Genomic DNA, 15,268 nt, shown 5'->3' on the forward strand with positions numbered 1-15,268 from the left:
GACCACGGGAGCTGATCGTGCCCGCTTGGGCCCGCGGTCAGGATGAGAACACGTGATCGACCAGGCGAGCGGCGGCCTTGCCGTTCTCATTCGGCGCGTACGTCCGGACGAACGAGGCATACCGGTCGGCGAGCCTGGCATGCACCGAGTCGATCGTGTGCAGGACCTCGACGACCTCGGGCGAGGTGGCCAGGCGCGGCCCAGGACGCTGGGACTCCAGATCGAGGTAGATCTCGCGGGCCCCGCGGTAGCGGTCCAGGTCCGGAGTGAACAGCACGACCGGCCGGCCGCTCGCGACGAAGTCGAACATCGACGAGGAGTAGTCGGTGACCAGCACGTCCGCGATCAGCAGCAGGTCCGCCATGTCGGGATAAGTGGTGACATCGATGGCGAATCCATCCAGGGACGGCACGTGCGGGAACGCCTGCATCGCATGGCCGCGCACGAGCACGACGTGGTCCGTGCCGAGGGCCCGCCGGGCGTCCACGAGGTCGAGCTTCACCGAGGCGTTCCTGCGGTCGTAGTCGCGGAACGTCGGCGCGTAAAGGATCACCCGCTTGCCCTCGGGGACGCCGACGCGCCGCCTGATCGCGCTCGCGGCGGGCTCGCGGTCCCCAACGAGGACGTCATTGCGCGGATATCCGCACTCAAGGATCTCGCCCTCGTAGCCGAACGCCTTGCGCAGCACCGAGGACGCCCACGGGCTCTGCGAGACCAGCACGTCCCAGCCGCGGACCTCGACCGCCTGCCGGTGCCAGACCGGCGGCCTCGGCTCACGCCGCATGTGCGGCAGGTCGCGGCCGATGTGCTTGACCGGCGTGCCGTGCCAGGTCTGGACGCAGATCTGGTCGTCGCGGGTGCGGAACCACGGCGGCAGGAAGCCGTTGGAGACGACGTAGCGGGAGCGGGCCAGCGCCTCGTAGTGCTCCCGGCTGCCCTCCCTGACCACCTTGGGGACGATGTCGCCGGGAAGACCCAGCTCGGCCGAGCCCGGCGGGATGAACGCGCCGTCCCTGACCACCCAGATGTGCTCACTGTCGTCGCCCCGGCGGACCCGCTCCTCGTAGATCGCCCGGGGGCTATCGGAGTAGGACCTGCCGTCGGAGGAGACGTAGACCGCGGCCTCGCGCAGCGGCTGGGACCGCTCCGAGGGGTAGAAGTTGCGGCTCAGCGCCCAGACTCCGGCGGCGCTGCGCTCGTCGCCCGGCCGGTCCTCCGCCGTCACGAGCACGGGGACGTCGTACCGCGTCGCGACGAAGCGGTAGACGCGGCCGTCGATGGTGCGCCGCTCCTCGTCGAGGGCGTCGAGCCCGGCATGGTCGAAGCGGGCCGGGGCGACGGCGGGGCCGTGCTTGCCGGGCGGCGCGACCGAGATGCTCCAGATGCCCTCGGCGAGCGGGACGGTCCCCCCGAACCGCGGCATCGCGCCGGGCGCGAGCCGCACCGAGAACTCCTCGCCGTCCCGCTGGAGCGGAACGCGGATGATCAGGCCTCCGCGGTGGCGCAGCAGCATGTCGCGCGGCCCGGGGTCGGGGTCGGGGTACCGGCCGGTGAGCGTGAGCGTGTCGTCCCGCCAGTCGGCGGAGGTGATCACCGGAAGGATCTTGTGCCCGGAGACGATCACCCGGTCGCGCCGATCACCCTGCACGGTGATCTCGCGGTCGCCGACGATGATCCGGGTCTCCTCGCCGCCCTCCAGCATCACGGCCGCCGCGGGCTCGCCCTTGGGCTCGACCCAGAGCCGGCGCGCGTCGCGGTCCTTGAGCAGCGTCGGGACGCCCAGCACCAGCGAGAACTCGCTGCCGCCCTCGACCGGGGCGAACTCCGCCGCCATCCGGTGGCCCCCGACCCTGGCCTTGCCGCGGGTGACGGGGTGGCCGGGGACGAAGCCGGTGAGCACGACGTTGTCGCCCTCACGCCGGACGCCGGTCAGCTCGGCCCGCGTCGGCTGCAGCACGACCTGGAGCGCCTTGTCGGAGGTCCACACGGGGCGCACCCACCAGCGCGGCTTGACCCGGAGCCCGGCCGGGCGCTCGGTGCGGCCGATCGCAGGGCCGCGCAGCGGGCCGGTCGCCCGCGCCATGCGGCTCCAGATCGCGATCTCGGCGCGCCAAGTGGTGGTGTCCTGCACGGTGCGGCGACGCTTGAGCAGTCGCTTTCCGCCGCGAACCACGGCGCGCAGTCCCGCGCGCCAGCGGAGCGAGAACGGGTGCAGCTCGGCGGTGAACCCCGCCCAGTCATAGTTGCAGCCCGGCTCCTTGGCCGCGTGGGTGGCCTCGGGATGGTAGATCCGCCGGGTCTTGAGCCGCACCCGCGGCAGCCAGCGCGGCCCCTTCAGCACGACGGTGGCGCGGTTGAACCGGCGGCTGCGCACGGACAGCCCGGCGAGGTAGGCGTGGCCGGTGATCCGCAGCCGCCCGCCCGTCCAGGAGATGTCGTCGATCTGCGTCACCGGCACGAGGTCGGCCTTGCGCAGCCGCAGCAGTTTGTCGTCCACCTCGACCGGAAGGTCGGCGTACCACCGGAGGCCCTTGCGCACCCGCCGGGACGGCTCGACCGCGGCGGCGGCCAGCTTGGCCAGCGCGTCGCTTTCGGCCAGCTCCCCGGGGTCGCGGGTCTCGATCAGGTGGTAAACGGCGCGGCGGCCGACCGGGAGGTCCCTCTTGACGCGGGGGTCCACCTCGGCGAGGTAGGGTCGCAGGACCGTGATCGCCTCGCGGCGGCGGGTGGGGCCCCGCTTGGCGGCCGCGTCCAGCCGCAGCCCGAGCGGCCCGGCCAGCGCCTCGCGGTCGACCTCGCGCCGCTCGGCCGGCCCGAGGCCCGGCTCACGGGCCAGCGCGACCAGCGACGATATGGACTCACCCCGGTCGTAAAGCTCCTGAACAGCCCGCAGACGGTCGGCGACGGTGTCGCTCGTGGGCGCGGGTGTCATAGGGGAGGCACCACCCTTCGGAGACCGGTGTTCTAGAAATGGTAAGCGGTCAGCGGGCGGGTCCGTCCCATCGAGCGAACCGCATGTCCGCCCGGTTTCCCCGGAGCGGCGTGCCCTCCTCACGCCATCGGGCGAGGCATTCGACCTCGTGCCCCACGGGCGGAGAGCCGTCCGCTCTCGGCACGCGCCACCACGGGACGCCACCACCCCAGAGGGACAGGACGTGTCCCACCTGCCGCGGTCCACCCTCCCCCAGGTATTCCGCGATGTCCCCGTACGGCATGACTTTGCCGGGCGGTATCAGCTCGACGATGTCGAGGACCCGCTCGGCGTAGTCGCTCAGGCGCTCCATTCGGCCGGTCCGGCCGCGATGATCTCTTCCACTTTGCCGAACTCGTAGCTCGACGTGCCGTTCATCTGCTCGACGATACCGTTCCTGATGCCGTACGCCTCGCCGTCCTCGCCGACGAGACGGGCGCCGACGATGTCGGAGAGCAGGGCCAGTTGGGCCACATGCCAGTCCGACCCCGGCTGGCCGGCCAGCCGTCCCGACCAGATCGCCACCCGATGCACGGCGTCGCCGTGCCGCGCGAGAACCTCGCCGACCTCCTGCGACCCGCGCAGCTCGAATCCGGCCTGCGCCGAAAGCACACTCGCGAGTTCGGCGTAGGCGAGCGGTGATTCACGCTCGACGCGCAGCTCGTACCCCATGAGCCGGGACCCTAGCGAACCTTTGCCCCCGCCTGTGCCCGAAAGTGCCGAGATCGACCACACCGCAGCCGAACCGCAGCCGAACGGCCATCAACATGTGATCACCGGCGGGTGATCACCGCGGCCGCCGCGGTGAAGGCGCAGACGCCGAGAAAGACGCCGATGCCGTAGATCCAGAGCCTAATGGGATCGGGTCCCGGACGCTCTGGCGCCGGGGCGAGCCGACCGCCGCCGAAGTGCAGATCCTCCTCCACCGGCACCGCGCGCCCGTACCCGGCGAGCCGGCCGGCCTGGGCGAGCGCCGCCGCCGCGTCCACCACGCCGAAGCCGGTCTTCTTGTCGTATCCGGCGCCCGCGCGCCGGGACGTGGAGGTGAGGGCGCGGGCCACCAGCTCGGGCTTGAGATCGGGGTAGCGCGCCTTGATCAGGGCGGCGACGCCGGCGACCACCGCGCTCGCCGGGCCGCTGCCGGTCCGGTGCCCGTGCCGGCCTCCGGGGAGGGCCACGGGCAGGTCCACGCCCGGCGCGGCGACGAGGACGGACAGGTTCGTGCTGGAGGGAGCGTCCTTGCCGGCCGCGGCCACGCCCACGACGCCGGGATATCCGGCCGGGAACCGCCAGTAGTCCCCGCCGTCGCCCACACCCGACACGATCACCACGCCCCGCGAGAGCGCGTACGAGATCGCGTCGCGGTCCATCCGGCCCACCGTGTACGTCCCCGACGGGATGGCGATGACGCTCGCGCGGTTGTTCGCGGCGTGCCTGATGGCCCGGGCGAGCGGGCTGTCGATCGCGGCCCCCGGCTCGGCCTGCGGGTCGACGAAGTCGGCGGACGGCCGCTCGGCGATCACGGGAATGGACAGGATGCGCGCCCGCGGCGCGACGCCCCAGGCCCCGCCCCCGCTGCCGTCGCCGGCGATCAGGGAGGCCGCGGGCGTGGCCTCCCCCGGCGGCGACGTCGCCTGGCCGTAGACGGTGCCGGTCATGTCGGGGCCCTGCTCGACCCGGCCCTTGAGCTCGGAGGCGTCGCCGTCCACCCGGCCGTCCAGGACGGCAACGAGGACGCCGTCGCCCCTGGTCACCTTCCACGCCTTCTCGGCGTTGACGGCGTCGAGCACCGCGCGGTCGCCGGTGGAGGCCGCGAGGGCCGGCGCGGCGGGCGGCGTCGCCAGGGCAATGGCGGCGGCGCACAGCGCCACGCGCCTCAGCACACGTTCCCCCGGGTGCAGCGCGGGACGTCGGGCGGCTGGGCCAGCGAACGCGCGATGCGCGCGGCGATCGACTGCCCCACGGGCCACATCTCGCTGTTCAACTGCTCCTCCGCGGGCACCGAGTCACGGATCCGACCGTCGGTGTACCCCACGGACGAGAAGACGATGTACGGCCCGGCTCCGACGAATCCCGTCCGCTGCCGCTGCGCGGCGCCGAAGAGGTCAGTCACCGTGTTGGGGAAGGCGACCGGCCGCACGCCGACGCGGTCGTCCTGCGGCAGCTTGGCGGCGGTGTCCACCCGGGTCTGCTCGTCGGGGAGCACCGCGACCCCGACGGTGACGGCGAACGTCGCCGTCTGGTCCACGTACGTCGCCCGGAGCATGGTGACGCACCGGTATCTGCGCAGCACGGACGCCGCGGGCGGGTCGACCGCGGCGGAGCAGGAGGTCTCGGGGGCCACGCCCACCCGCCGGGCGTACTGCAGCGCGCGGCCGAGCCCGACGTATTCGAGCTCCTCGGGGAAGACCATGCCGACCGGCCAGGCCCGCCAGCGGCGCGCCACGTCCTCCTGGACATATTTGGCCCGCTCGGCCTCGGTGAGCGGGCGGGAACGCGTCTCGCGGAGCACGCCGACCGCGCCGAGCAGGACGTTCCCGGCGGCGGCCGCGAGGACGAGGCCCATGAGGGCGAGAAAGATCGAATGGAACCGCACGCCGCGCCCCAGGGCGGCCCGCTCGGCCGCCACCCGGGCCGTCTCCGCCCGCCGCGCGGACGCGCTCCCCGGATGCGCGCGGCGCCGGCTCCCCGGCTGGTCGGGCGACATACCCCCGATGCTACGTCTGCGTCTCCGTACGCCAAGGAGCAGGCGGGATCGGGGTGTCGTCCTCCTCGCGCCTGGCCCGCCGTACGAGAAGGACCAGGACGGCCAGGCCGGTGCCCGTGCCGACGAGGCCGCCGACGGCGACGGCGCCGTAGACCAGGATGGCCCGCTGGTCGCGGCGCACCACCGCCACGGGCTCGGGGGCGCGCTCCCGCGCCCCGGCCGTACGTGCCGGGTCCTGCACGCCGGGCCCGGACGCGGTGGCGCGGTGGCGGGCGAGCGCCGCCGCCGTGGTCAGCGCCCGGTACGCGTTGACCACGCCGAAGCCGGTGCCGGTGTTGTACCGCTCCTTGGCGGAGGCGGACGAGGTGAGGGCCTGCGCGATCAGGGCCGGGGACATCCGGGGGTACCGCGCCTTGATCAGCGCGGCGACCCCGGACACGAGGGCGGTCGCCTGGGAGGTGCCGCGACCGACCCAGTACTCGTCTCCGGGGCCCGCGCCGAGGATGTCGACGCCGGGCGCGGCCACCATGACCGAGGAGTTGCGATTGGAGAACGACGCGCGGTGCAGGGCGGGCGTGACCGCGGCGACCGAGATGACGCCGGGGATGGCCGCCGGATAGGAGTAGGGGGCGTCGCGCTTGCCGGCGCCGTCGTTGCCCGCCGCGGCGATCAGGACCACGCCTTTGGAGATGGCGTACCGGATGGCGTCCCGTTCCTCCTCCGTCGGCAGGTCCTTCGAGATCGACAGGTTGATCACGTCGGCGCCGCGGTCCACGGCGTACCTGATGCCCCTGGCGACGACACCCTCGTAGCGGGCGTCGGAGTTGAACGAGCGGAAGCCGGGCTCCTCGTCTTCGAGGATCACCCGCACCGAGAGCACCTTGGCCCCCGGGGCGACGCCGATGACGCCGTCCTCGCGCGCGGGACCGTGCCCGTGCCCGGCGATCAGCGAGGCCATATACGTGCCGTGCAGGCGGGTCGGGGCGACGCCCTTCGGGTTCGCCCCCGCCGTGAAGTCCTTCCCGGTGGTCACCGAGCCGGCGAGGTCGCGGTGGCGGGGGTCCACGCCGGAGTCGAGGACCGCCACCGTGACGCCCTCGCCCTTGGTGAGCCGCCACGCCTCGGCCAGGTCGAGGGTGCGCAGCACCACGTCCTGGCTGGCCCGCACGTCGTCGGCGCGGGCCGCGTCGGTGAGAAAGCCGGGGAGAACGCCGGGGATGAAGGCCACCGTGGCCGCCGCGAGCGCGGCGAGGGCGCGCGGCCTCAGCACCGCCACTCCTTGGCCTCGCAGTCGGGCGCGGTGGGCGCGGTGAGCGCGGCCGCGATCTGCCCGGCCAGGTCGCCGGTGAAGGTGAAGATGGTGGGACGCTGCCTGCCGACCCAGCGGGCGGGCCGCCCGTCCACCTGCCCGGCCGTGGTCAGCACCACGTACGGCCCGGCTTGCCTGGCGGTGCTCTCCTGACGGCTGGCGGCGCTGAACCGGTCGGTCACGGTGCCGGGGAAGGACAGGGCGCGCAGCCCGGGCGAGGGTTTCCCCGCTTTCGGGAAGGCGGCCTCGGCGGCCGACGCGGAGACGGAGTCGGGGAAGGCGGCGACGCCGACGGTGATGACGATGCCCTGGAGCGCGTCGATGTAGGTGGCCCGCAGGATGGCGCGGCACCCGGCGGCGCGTACGGGGGCGCGCAGCGGGGCGTCGACGGAGGCGGCGCAGTCGGTGCGCGAGGAGATGCCGACCCTCCTGGCCTTCTCCCGGCCGCCCTGCTCGCCGGTGTAGCCGAGGGTGGCGGGGAAGATCCGGCCCACGGGCCACAGCTCCCAGCGGCGGGCGATCTCGGCGGCGGACGCCTGCCGCAGCTCGCCGGCGCTCGGGCCCCGGGTGAGCTCGCCGGCCGCTGCGCTCGCCGCCACTGCGGCGATGACGGCGCAGATGACGGTGAGTGCGGACGCCACCATCAGCGCCGGCCACGTCCGTGTCCCACCCACGTCAGCGACCTTAACCCCACCTGGTCGCAAATCCATCGAAATGCCGAAAGACCCCACCGCGGCCGCTGTCCGATGAGGGACGGCGGCCGCGTCCGCGGGTGTCAGTAGGTGGGCAGCGAGGGGTCGACGGCCTTGACCCAGCTCAGCACGCCGCCGCCGACGTGGACGGCGTCGGCGAAGCCGGCGTTCTTGAGGATCGCGAGGACCTCGGCCGACCGGGCGCCGGACTTGCAGTGCAGGACGATCTTCTTGTCCTGCGGCAGGCCCTCCAGGGCGGAGCCGTTGATGAACTCGCCCTTGGGGATCAGCACGGCGCCGGGGATGTTGACGATCTCGTACTCGTTCGGCTCGCGGACGTCGATCACGTAGATGTCGTCGCCGCGCTCCTGCATGTCCTTGAGCTCGATCGCCGTGATCGTCGAGCCGGCCGCGGCCTGCTGCGCCTCGTCCGACACGGTGCCGCAGAACGCCTCGTAGTCGATCAGCTCGGTGATCGTGGGGTTCTTGCCGCAGAGCGGGCACTCAGGGTCCTTGCGGACCTTGACGTCGCGGTACTTCATCTCCAGCGCGTCGTAGATCATCAGGCGGCCGACCAGCGGCTCGCCGACGCCGGTGATGACCTTGATGGCCTCGTTGACCTGGATGGAGCCGATCGACGCGCACAGCACGCCGAGGACGCCGCCCTCGGCGCAGGACGGCACCATGCCCGGCGGCGGCGGCTCGGGGTAGAGGCAGCGGTAGCACGGCCCGTGCTCGGCCCAGAAGACGCTCGCCTGGCCGTCGAAACGGTAGATGGACCCCCAGACGTACGGCTTGCCGAGCAGCACCGCGGCGTCGTTGACCATGTAACGCGTGGCGAAGTTGTCGGTGCCGTCCACGATCAGGTCGTAGCCGGAGAAGATGTCCATGACGTTGTCGGTGGTGAGGGCCACGTTGTGGATCACCACGTTGACCAACGGGTTGATCTCGCGCACGCTGGCCGCCGCGGAGTCGGCCTTGAGACGGCCGACGTCGGACTGGCCGTGGATGACCTGGCGCTGCAGGTTCGACTCGTCCACGACGTCGAAGTCGATGATGCCGAGCGTGCCGACGCCCGCCGCGGCGAGGTACAGCAGCGCGGGCGAGCCCAGGCCGCCGGCGCCCACACAGAGCACCTTGGCGTTCTTGAGCCGCTTCTGCCCCGCCATCCCCACATCGGGGATGATCAGGTGACGCGAGTAGCGGCGCACCTCGTCGACGGTCAGCTCTGCTGCCGGCTCTACCAGCGGTGGCAACGACACAGTCCCACTCCCGTTCAGGGGGTCATCACAAGCATCTAGTGACAACCTAGCCGGGGGGCCGTGGCATTCCCCAAATCGGGAGGTCACCGCGTGTGAACGCGTGTCTCGGCGAGCAGCCGGGCCGCCTCACGCGCCACGATCTCGGGAAACTCCATCTGCGCGACGTGCCCCGCGTTCGGGATGGTGACGAGGCGCACATCGGGGAAGGTACGGCCGGCGCGCAACGCCATCCGGGCGTCGACGATCCGGTCCCGCCGCCCGTGGATCACGAGCGTGGGCGCGGTCACCCGGGCGGCCTGCCGCCACAGGTTGTCCGGCCCGGTGCGGAAGTACTCGCCCACGATGGCCCTGGCGGAGCCGACCAGCGCCGGTCCGGCGTGTTGCAGCGCGTCCCGCCGCCGCACCTCCTCCACGGCGAGCCGTACGCGCTCGGGGTGAACGCGGCCGAGGTCGGCGTAGCACATGCCGAGCGTCGCCCGGACCCTCCGCTCGGCGGGGACCGCGCTCATCCGCCGCATCGCCCACTCCCCGATGCGCGGGGCGGCGGACACGGCCACGCGGGCCGGGCCGTACCTGGGGAGCAGGTCGGGCAGCGCCGGCGACACGAGCACGAGCGATCTGATCAGCTCGGGACGGGTGGCCGCGACGCGTACGGAGACCGCTCCGCCGAGCGAGTTGCCGAACAGGTGGACCGGGGCGCCGAGATGCTCGATCAGCGCGATGACGGCGCGGGCGTGGCCGTCCACGGAGTAGTCACCATCGGGGGACGCCGGGGAGAAGCCCGCACCGGGCAGGTCGAGGGCCCATCCGGCGACCTCGTCCGCCAGCGCGCCCATCAGGTCGGTCCAGTTGGTGGCGGAGCCGGCGAGCCCGTGGACGTACACCGCCTTCTCCTCCGGTCCGCGTGGTGTGGACCGTACGTGGATCCGCGTCTCCCCCAGCTCGATCAGCTCTCCCGGCCAGTACGGAATCGGCTCGACACCCACGCGTCCTCCCCTGCTCGCCCGCCGTTTCGACGGTATCCCTCCTGGCGCCACCGCGCTGCAAATCGGACATTGCGGGACATTTCACTACATAACTAGCGATAAGAGTTCAACATCGTCAATAAAGCGACAAGCAGGGAGTAAAAGCGCAAGATAGCCGTTTGTCGGACACTCGGCGCGGAAATCAAGACAACCAGGATGCAGCGTTCATCAGCATCCACGACGTTTTCCCAATCATTTTGGGAAATGTCGGAAAACGGGGCAACCATCCTTTCAAGGGGGAAACTCAATGCCCAAGCTCAAGAGTGTCATCGCGGGGCTCGCCATCAGCACGGCGATGACCGGCGGCGCTGTCGCGCTCGGCGCGGCGACCACCACCACCCCGGCGAGCGCCGGCGTCGTCCAGGTCGGCTGCGGCTGCGGTGGCGGCGGCTGGGGCGGCGGCGGCTGGGGCGGCCGGGGCCGCAACCGCAACCACAACCGCAACTTCAACCGGAACAACAACCGTCAGCACCAGACCAACCGCCAGAACCAGAATCAGCGCCAGTTCGTGATCAACAACATCCGTGTCGGCCGTGAGCGTGAGCGCGACCGGGGCTGGGGCGACGACTTCTAAAGACGGAGGCGGCGAAAGATTCGTGACGTGCCCACGCTCCACCGGAGCCGCGGTTCCGGCCGGACGCGAGTTCACGGAGAGCGCGGGCACAGCGCAAACAGCTGGTCACCGATGCTGACTCGAAGATCGGTCGGTGGCGGCCCTTCGCGTCGACGGTAGTGACTGAGAAGCGCCCGGGTCCGGTGGCGTCGTCGGAAGCTCGATACCCCGGCCAAGGAAAGGAGTGGCTTCCTCAGGCGCCTCCGGATTGAGCCCCGCGAGGGCGTGGGGCAGGAAGAACTCGATCTCGGCCGCCTGGCGGCCCGGCGCCGCATCAGCAGCGTGTGAGCGTGGCCCGGTGCAGGACTCTGGTCCTGCACCGGGCCACTGTGATGTCGGCCCAGTCCGCACAAGCGGGTGCCCCTCGTGTCGGTTCCCCACAGTCCACACCTCGCCCAGCGCGAGCAGCCGATCCGACACATGGCCGACCGGTGCGCCGCGTGCGCACAGGCAGATCGGCCAGGACGGCCATCACGTAGGCGATCGGCCGATCGGCGCGGTGGCAGAACGCGCGCAGATCGGGATCGCGGCCGTAGCCGGCATATGCGGTGCAGGTACGCGACGGCGTCCCAGCCGCCAACTCCTGTTCCAGCATCTCGATCACCAGATGCGGCTACGCGGCGAACGCCAGCCGTTCGCGAACTCCGGCCACAGCCCGATCGAGGTCGCCGGCCCACGACTCGATACAGCGTCGGCCGATGAACGCGTGCCCCACACGAGAGGCCCAGGCGAGCATCGGCATGACCTGGCAGTTCCCCACTCGCCCGATGGCGCCGCAGTACTGGCGGGCGACTCCTACCTCACGGCCGTTCTGACGACCTCGGGCCGGACTTCTACGGCCAGCGCATCGATCCCCAAGGCCGAACCCGCAACCTCGTTCACGAACTCGAACGCCTCAGCCACAAGGTATCGCCGGAGCTCATGAGCCAGCGCCAAAGCGCCTGGTCTCCCCATCGTCTCCCCATGCAGACCCTGCCCTGATCACGGGGTCACGGTTCGCCGCCGCCCGTCCAGGAACCGACCGATCTTCGAGTCGGTACCTCTCCGCCTGCCGTTCCGGCGATATCCCCCTTGCCCAGCACCACCGCACTGCACAAATCGGGCATTATGCAACATTTCACTGCATACCTAGCAATAAGACTTGAACATCGTCAATAAAGCGACAAGCATGATGTAAAAGCGCATGATTGTCGTTTGTCGGACACTCGGCACGGAAATCAAGACGGCCAGGACGCAGCATTCATCGGCATCCACGTCGTTTCCCAATCATTTTGGGAAACATCGAAAAACGGGGCAACCATCCTTTCAAGGGGGAAACGCAATGCCCAAGCTCAAGAACGTTGTCGGGCTTCTCGCCCTCAGCACGGCGCTGACCGGCAGCGCCGTCGCGCTCGGCGCGGCGACCACCACCACGGCGAACGCCGGCGTCGTCCAGGTCGGCGGCGGTGGCGGCTGGGGCGGCGGCGGCTGGGGCGGCGGCGGCCGGAACTGGAACCGCAACCACAACCGGAACCACAACCGTCAGCACCAGCGCAACCACCAGACCCAGCGTGAGCAGCAGCGGCAGTTCGTGATCAACAACATCCGCGTCGACCGCGAGCGCGATCGGGGCGACGAGGGCGACCTCTGATAACAGAGGCGACAAGAGATTCATGGTGTATCCACGCTCCACCGGAACCGCGGCTCCGGCCGGACGCGAGTTCACGGAGAGCGCGGACGACAGCGCAAACAGGTGACTACCGAGAGCACCTCACCAAACCGGTGAAGGGTGATTCTCCACCGCGATGACCTGGGGGCCCGCGAGCGAAGGCTCGCGGGAGCCCTCACTACAGCTAGACCGGGACCACCCGGTCGGCGGATACCGCCGACCGGGTGGTCCTCTGCGTTTTCCGTCCCATTCCCGCAGCACGGTCGCCGGGCGGCACAATTGCGACATATACCGCACACCGCCATATAAGTAGCAGTAATCACACAACGTCTCCAATAAAGCGACAAGCGGACGGCAAAAGCCTACGATCATCGTTTATCGCCCGACGCCGAAGGAAATCTAGACGACGCGACGATGTCCACATAATGGCCATCCGCAATTTCTCCGAATTCGGAGAACGTCACAGTGTCGGGCAAACCAATTCCTTTCAAGGGAGAATCGCTATGCCCAAGTTCAAGAACGTTGTCGGGCTTCTCGCCCTCAGCACGGCGCTGACCGGCGGCGCCCTCGCGGCCGGCGCCGCCGCCACCACCACCGCGGCGAACGCCGGCGTCGTCCAGGTCGGCTGCGGCGGCGGCGGCTGCGGCGGCGGCGGCTGGGGCTGGGGCGGCCGTGGCAACCGGAACCGCAACCACAACCGCAACCACAACCGCAACCACAACCGCCAGCAGGAGCACCAGACCGAGCACCAGCGCCAGCGTCAGCACGTGATCAACAACATTCGCGTTGGCCGGAACAATGAGGACGACGGCGACGACCTGCCGGAGATCCTGTCCAACGCTGCCGCGCTCGACGGCGGCGACGACGACGGCGACGGCTTCTAAAAGGCCGCCTGTCGGCGGCGACGAGAAGTGATCCCACGTGCCCGCGTTCCACCGGGGCCGTACGCCTCGGAGCACAAGGCGAAAGGCCACGGGGGGCGCGGGCACGCCTGACGAGTTGACATCCCGAGCCCCGGAGGAGAGGCGGAGCCCAGCCCGGTAGGCACGGGGCTCCGAGAAGGGCGGCCGTCCGCGGCCCCCGCCGGGAACAGTGTTCCATCCGGCCGGCGTCTCGCCGGCCGGATTTTTGCACTCCCCAACTCGGACATATATCGCAACTTCCCGCAAATCTGCGTTTATTATCGCAACATTAGTAATAGAGCGACAAGTGGCGCCTAAGAGCAGCTAACCGCCGTTTGCCGCTCGATACGGAAGGAAATCACAGACCCGCGGGAGTGATCATCGAGGTCGCTCCGCCGCCCACCGCGACGACCCCGGAAAATCTCCGAGAACGTCGGACCGCGAGGGCGAACGCATTTCTTTCGAAGGAGAAACGCAATGTCCAAGTTCACAAGGCTCGCCGGGCTTCTCGCGCTCGGCGCCGCGGTGGCCGCCGGCGCCGTCGCGGTCGGCGCGGCGACCACGACCACGGCCGCGAGCGCCAGCATGCTCCGGGCCGACGGTTGCGGCGACGGTGGGTGCGATGATGGCGACGGCGGCTGGGGCGGCTGTGGCAACGGTGGCTGCGGGAACGGCTGGAACCGCAACCGCAACGTCAAGCACCAGAGCCAGAACAACCAGCAGAACCAACACCAGGAGCAGACCCATTTCCTGATCAACGATGTCGTGGTCCCGGGCGACCGCAACCTGCCGCCGACCGCGACCACCACGTCGAGTACGAATGGCAGGGACATCGTCCGCGAATCCCGAGTCCTCGACTGATCCGCCGTACTCACCGCGGCGGGAGCGCGGACACACCGACGGTCCCGCACCGCACACCCGGGACCAGGGCGCGTAACGCGGGACAGGCGGTGTTTTCCGTTTCTCTCCTGGAAAGCACGTCGTTTTCGACGATTCTCGCGGGGACGACGGCGGGCATCCCGCCCGCGAGCCGTCATCCTGTCCACGTGGAAATCACATTCATCCGGCCGGCGTCTCGCCGGCCGGATTTCTTTTTCACCGGGCCGATTCCCTGTTCCCACCGCGCGGGAGGATCGGGTGCGGTGCCTCGACGCGACGGGCGATCCGCTCCGAATACACCCCCACAAATTCCGACATACGGGGCATCGATAGCAAATCACCTTAAACCGATCCACTTCATTAATAGAGCGACAAGCAAAGACTAAGAGCCGCCAATCGTCGTTTGCCGCCCGACACGGAAGGAAATCAGAGACACCGTAGAGATGATCTGGCAAGGGTCATCCGGGCACGCTTTCGAGAAACTTCTCGGAATACCTGAGTGTCGGGGCAAATAAATTCCTTCCAAGGGAGCATCGCAATGCCCAAGTTCAAGAACCTCGTGGGGCTGCTGGCCGTCGGCGCCGCGCTGACCGGCGGAGCCGTCGCACTCGGCGCCACCACGGCGAGCGCCGCCGTCGTCCAGACGGGCGGCTGCGTCGGCTGCGGCGGAGGCGGCGGCTGGGGCGGCGGCGGCGGCTGGGGTGGCCGCAGCCACAACCGCAACTGGAACCGCAATCACAACCGCGACCACCAGCGCCAGCACGAGCAGCAGCGGCAGCACCAGCGGCAGCGCCAGCACGTGATCAACAACGTCCGCCTGCAGATCCCGCGGGAGCGCGAACGCGAGCGCGAGCGCGAGCCCGAGCAGGGCCGCGACCTCCGTGACGTGCTGGCCGAGAACCTCCTCGCCCAGCTCATCGCCGCACGCGGCGGCAACGGCGGCAACGGGGGCGTCATCGCCGGCGGCGAGCGCAACGACGCCAACGGCGGCGACGGCGGCGACGCCAACGCCGCCGGCGCCGCCAACCAGCGGCCGTAAGTAATCACAAGTAAGCGCATTCTCCGGCCGTGGGACCGCCGAGCGAACAGCGGCGGACGGTCTCACCTTCCAGAAAACCGGCGGCATGTGCCGCCATCGCGCCTGAAAGCCGTTTCCACGGTATCCGCGTACTTATTCAGGTACACGGTTCTTCCTGATCGACGTTCATGAAGGACGCGAGCAGGCCGGAAAAGGGACGAAAGGTCCCTGCTGCTGGAACC

The 15,268-nt window shown here is 70.3% G+C and carries 15 protein-coding genes; 5 read left to right on the forward strand and 10 right to left on the reverse strand.

Features of this window, described 5'->3' with window-relative positions; all coding sequences use genetic code 11:
* Window positions 1-37 precede the first annotated feature (37 nt).
* The 9 genes from ACQP1V_RS39270 to ACQP1V_RS39310 all read right to left on the reverse strand — a co-directional run bounded on the left by ACQP1V_RS39270 (window position 38) and on the right by ACQP1V_RS39310 (window position 9,927).
* Complete coding sequence (locus ACQP1V_RS39270) at window positions 38-2,932, reverse strand: CDP-glycerol glycerophosphotransferase family protein (RefSeq protein ID WP_433416059.1); 2,895 nt, start codon at window positions 2,930-2,932, stop codon at window positions 38-40.
* Window positions 2,933-2,981: 49 nt separating this feature from the next.
* Entirely contained in the window at window positions 2,982-3,284 is a 303-nt protein-coding gene (locus ACQP1V_RS39275) for an MGMT family protein (RefSeq protein WP_433416061.1), read from the reverse strand.
* Window positions 3,272-3,643, reverse strand: a complete 372-nt coding sequence (locus ACQP1V_RS39280; RefSeq protein ID WP_387409300.1) for a hypothetical protein — start codon at window positions 3,641-3,643, stop codon at window positions 3,272-3,274. Before ACQP1V_RS39280 ends, ACQP1V_RS39275 begins: the two co-directional genes overlap by 13 nt.
* A gap of 101 nt (window positions 3,644-3,744) precedes the next feature.
* Window positions 3,745-4,854 (reverse strand): S8 family serine peptidase, encoded by a 1,110-nt coding sequence (locus tag ACQP1V_RS39285; protein ID WP_433416064.1) that lies wholly within the window; start codon window positions 4,852-4,854, stop codon window positions 3,745-3,747.
* The gene (locus tag ACQP1V_RS39290) at window positions 4,848-5,678 is read right to left on the reverse strand and encodes a hypothetical protein (RefSeq protein ID WP_433416067.1); all 831 of its coding nucleotides are present in this window, start codon (window positions 5,676-5,678) and stop codon (window positions 4,848-4,850) included. Before ACQP1V_RS39290 ends, ACQP1V_RS39285 begins: the two co-directional genes overlap by 7 nt.
* 10 nt (window positions 5,679-5,688) lie before the next feature.
* On the reverse strand, window positions 5,689-6,948 hold the full coding sequence (locus ACQP1V_RS39295) for a S8 family peptidase (RefSeq protein WP_433416070.1): 1,260 nt from the start codon (window positions 6,946-6,948) through the stop codon (window positions 5,689-5,691).
* Window positions 6,942-7,661: a hypothetical protein gene (locus ACQP1V_RS39300; protein ID WP_433416073.1), complete on the reverse strand. Its 720-nt coding sequence runs from the start codon at window positions 7,659-7,661 to the stop codon at window positions 6,942-6,944. The genes ACQP1V_RS39295 and ACQP1V_RS39300 overlap by 7 nt, the downstream gene beginning before the upstream one ends.
* Before the next feature lie 101 nt (window positions 7,662-7,762).
* On the reverse strand, window positions 7,763-8,941 hold the full coding sequence (gene moeZ, locus ACQP1V_RS39305) for an adenylyltransferase/sulfurtransferase MoeZ (RefSeq protein ID WP_433219193.1): 1,179 nt from the start codon (window positions 8,939-8,941) through the stop codon (window positions 7,763-7,765).
* A gap of 83 nt (window positions 8,942-9,024) precedes the next feature.
* The gene (locus ACQP1V_RS39310) at window positions 9,025-9,927 is read right to left on the reverse strand and encodes an alpha/beta fold hydrolase (protein ID WP_433416076.1); all 903 of its coding nucleotides are present in this window, start codon (window positions 9,925-9,927) and stop codon (window positions 9,025-9,027) included.
* A gap of 286 nt (window positions 9,928-10,213) precedes the next feature.
* Here ACQP1V_RS39310 and ACQP1V_RS39315 point away from each other — a divergent pair, with 286 nt between their 5' ends.
* The gene (locus ACQP1V_RS39315; protein ID WP_433416079.1) at window positions 10,214-10,540 is read left to right on the forward strand and encodes a hypothetical protein; all 327 of its coding nucleotides are present in this window, start codon (window positions 10,214-10,216) and stop codon (window positions 10,538-10,540) included.
* Between the two features lie 652 nt (window positions 10,541-11,192).
* Here ACQP1V_RS39315 and ACQP1V_RS39320 read toward each other — a convergent pair.
* Window positions 11,193-11,321 (reverse strand): hypothetical protein, encoded by a 129-nt coding sequence (locus tag ACQP1V_RS39320; RefSeq protein WP_433426108.1) that lies wholly within the window; start codon window positions 11,319-11,321, stop codon window positions 11,193-11,195.
* A gap of 579 nt (window positions 11,322-11,900) precedes the next feature.
* Here ACQP1V_RS39320 and ACQP1V_RS39325 point away from each other — a divergent pair.
* The 4 genes from ACQP1V_RS39325 (at window position 11,901) to ACQP1V_RS39340 (ending at window position 15,047) form a co-directional block, all read left to right on the forward strand.
* A complete protein-coding gene (locus ACQP1V_RS39325; RefSeq protein WP_433416081.1) occupies window positions 11,901-12,209 on the forward strand; it encodes a hypothetical protein in 309 nt (102 codons plus the stop codon).
* Window positions 12,210-12,730: 521 nt separating this feature from the next.
* Window positions 12,731-13,111, forward strand: coding sequence for a hypothetical protein (locus tag ACQP1V_RS39330; protein ID WP_433416084.1), 381 nt, complete (start codon window positions 12,731-12,733; stop codon window positions 13,109-13,111).
* A 495-nt stretch (window positions 13,112-13,606) separates the two neighbouring features.
* On the forward strand, window positions 13,607-13,990 hold the full coding sequence (locus ACQP1V_RS39335) for a hypothetical protein (protein WP_433416087.1): 384 nt from the start codon (window positions 13,607-13,609) through the stop codon (window positions 13,988-13,990).
* 556 nt (window positions 13,991-14,546) lie between these two features.
* Complete coding sequence (locus ACQP1V_RS39340) at window positions 14,547-15,047, forward strand: hypothetical protein (RefSeq protein ID WP_433416090.1); 501 nt, start codon at window positions 14,547-14,549, stop codon at window positions 15,045-15,047.
* The last annotated feature ends 221 nt before the right edge of the window (window positions 15,048-15,268 follow it).

This window comes from Microtetraspora malaysiensis, assembly GCF_050947145.1.
Taxonomy (GTDB): Bacteria; Actinomycetota; Actinomycetes; order Streptosporangiales; family Streptosporangiaceae; genus Microtetraspora_A; species Microtetraspora_A malaysiensis.

Bases quoted from the DNA above. Each gene is read 5' to 3' on its own strand.
- ACQP1V_RS39270 (WP_433416059.1), bottom strand. From the start codon at position 2,932: ATGACACCCGCGCCCACGAGCGACACCGTCGCCGACCGTCTGCGGGCT.
- ACQP1V_RS39275 (WP_433416061.1), bottom strand. From the start codon at position 3,284: ATGGAGCGCCTGAGCGACTACGCCGAGCGGGTCCTCGACATCGTCGAG.
- ACQP1V_RS39280 (WP_387409300.1), bottom strand. From the start codon at position 3,643: ATGGGGTACGAGCTGCGCGTCGAGCGTGAATCACCGCTCGCCTACGCC.
- ACQP1V_RS39290 (WP_433416067.1), bottom strand. From the start codon at position 5,678: ATGTCGCCCGACCAGCCGGGGAGCCGGCGCCGCGCGCATCCGGGGAGC.
- ACQP1V_RS39315 (WP_433416079.1), top strand. From the start codon at position 10,214: ATGCCCAAGCTCAAGAGTGTCATCGCGGGGCTCGCCATCAGCACGGCG.
- ACQP1V_RS39320 (WP_433426108.1), bottom strand. From the start codon at position 11,321: ATGCCGATGCTCGCCTGGGCCTCTCGTGTGGGGCACGCGTTCATCGGC.
- ACQP1V_RS39325 (WP_433416081.1), top strand. From the start codon at position 11,901: ATGCCCAAGCTCAAGAACGTTGTCGGGCTTCTCGCCCTCAGCACGGCG.
- ACQP1V_RS39330 (WP_433416084.1), top strand. From the start codon at position 12,731: ATGCCCAAGTTCAAGAACGTTGTCGGGCTTCTCGCCCTCAGCACGGCG.
- ACQP1V_RS39335 (WP_433416087.1), top strand. From the start codon at position 13,607: ATGTCCAAGTTCACAAGGCTCGCCGGGCTTCTCGCGCTCGGCGCCGCG.
- ACQP1V_RS39340 (WP_433416090.1), top strand. From the start codon at position 14,547: ATGCCCAAGTTCAAGAACCTCGTGGGGCTGCTGGCCGTCGGCGCCGCG.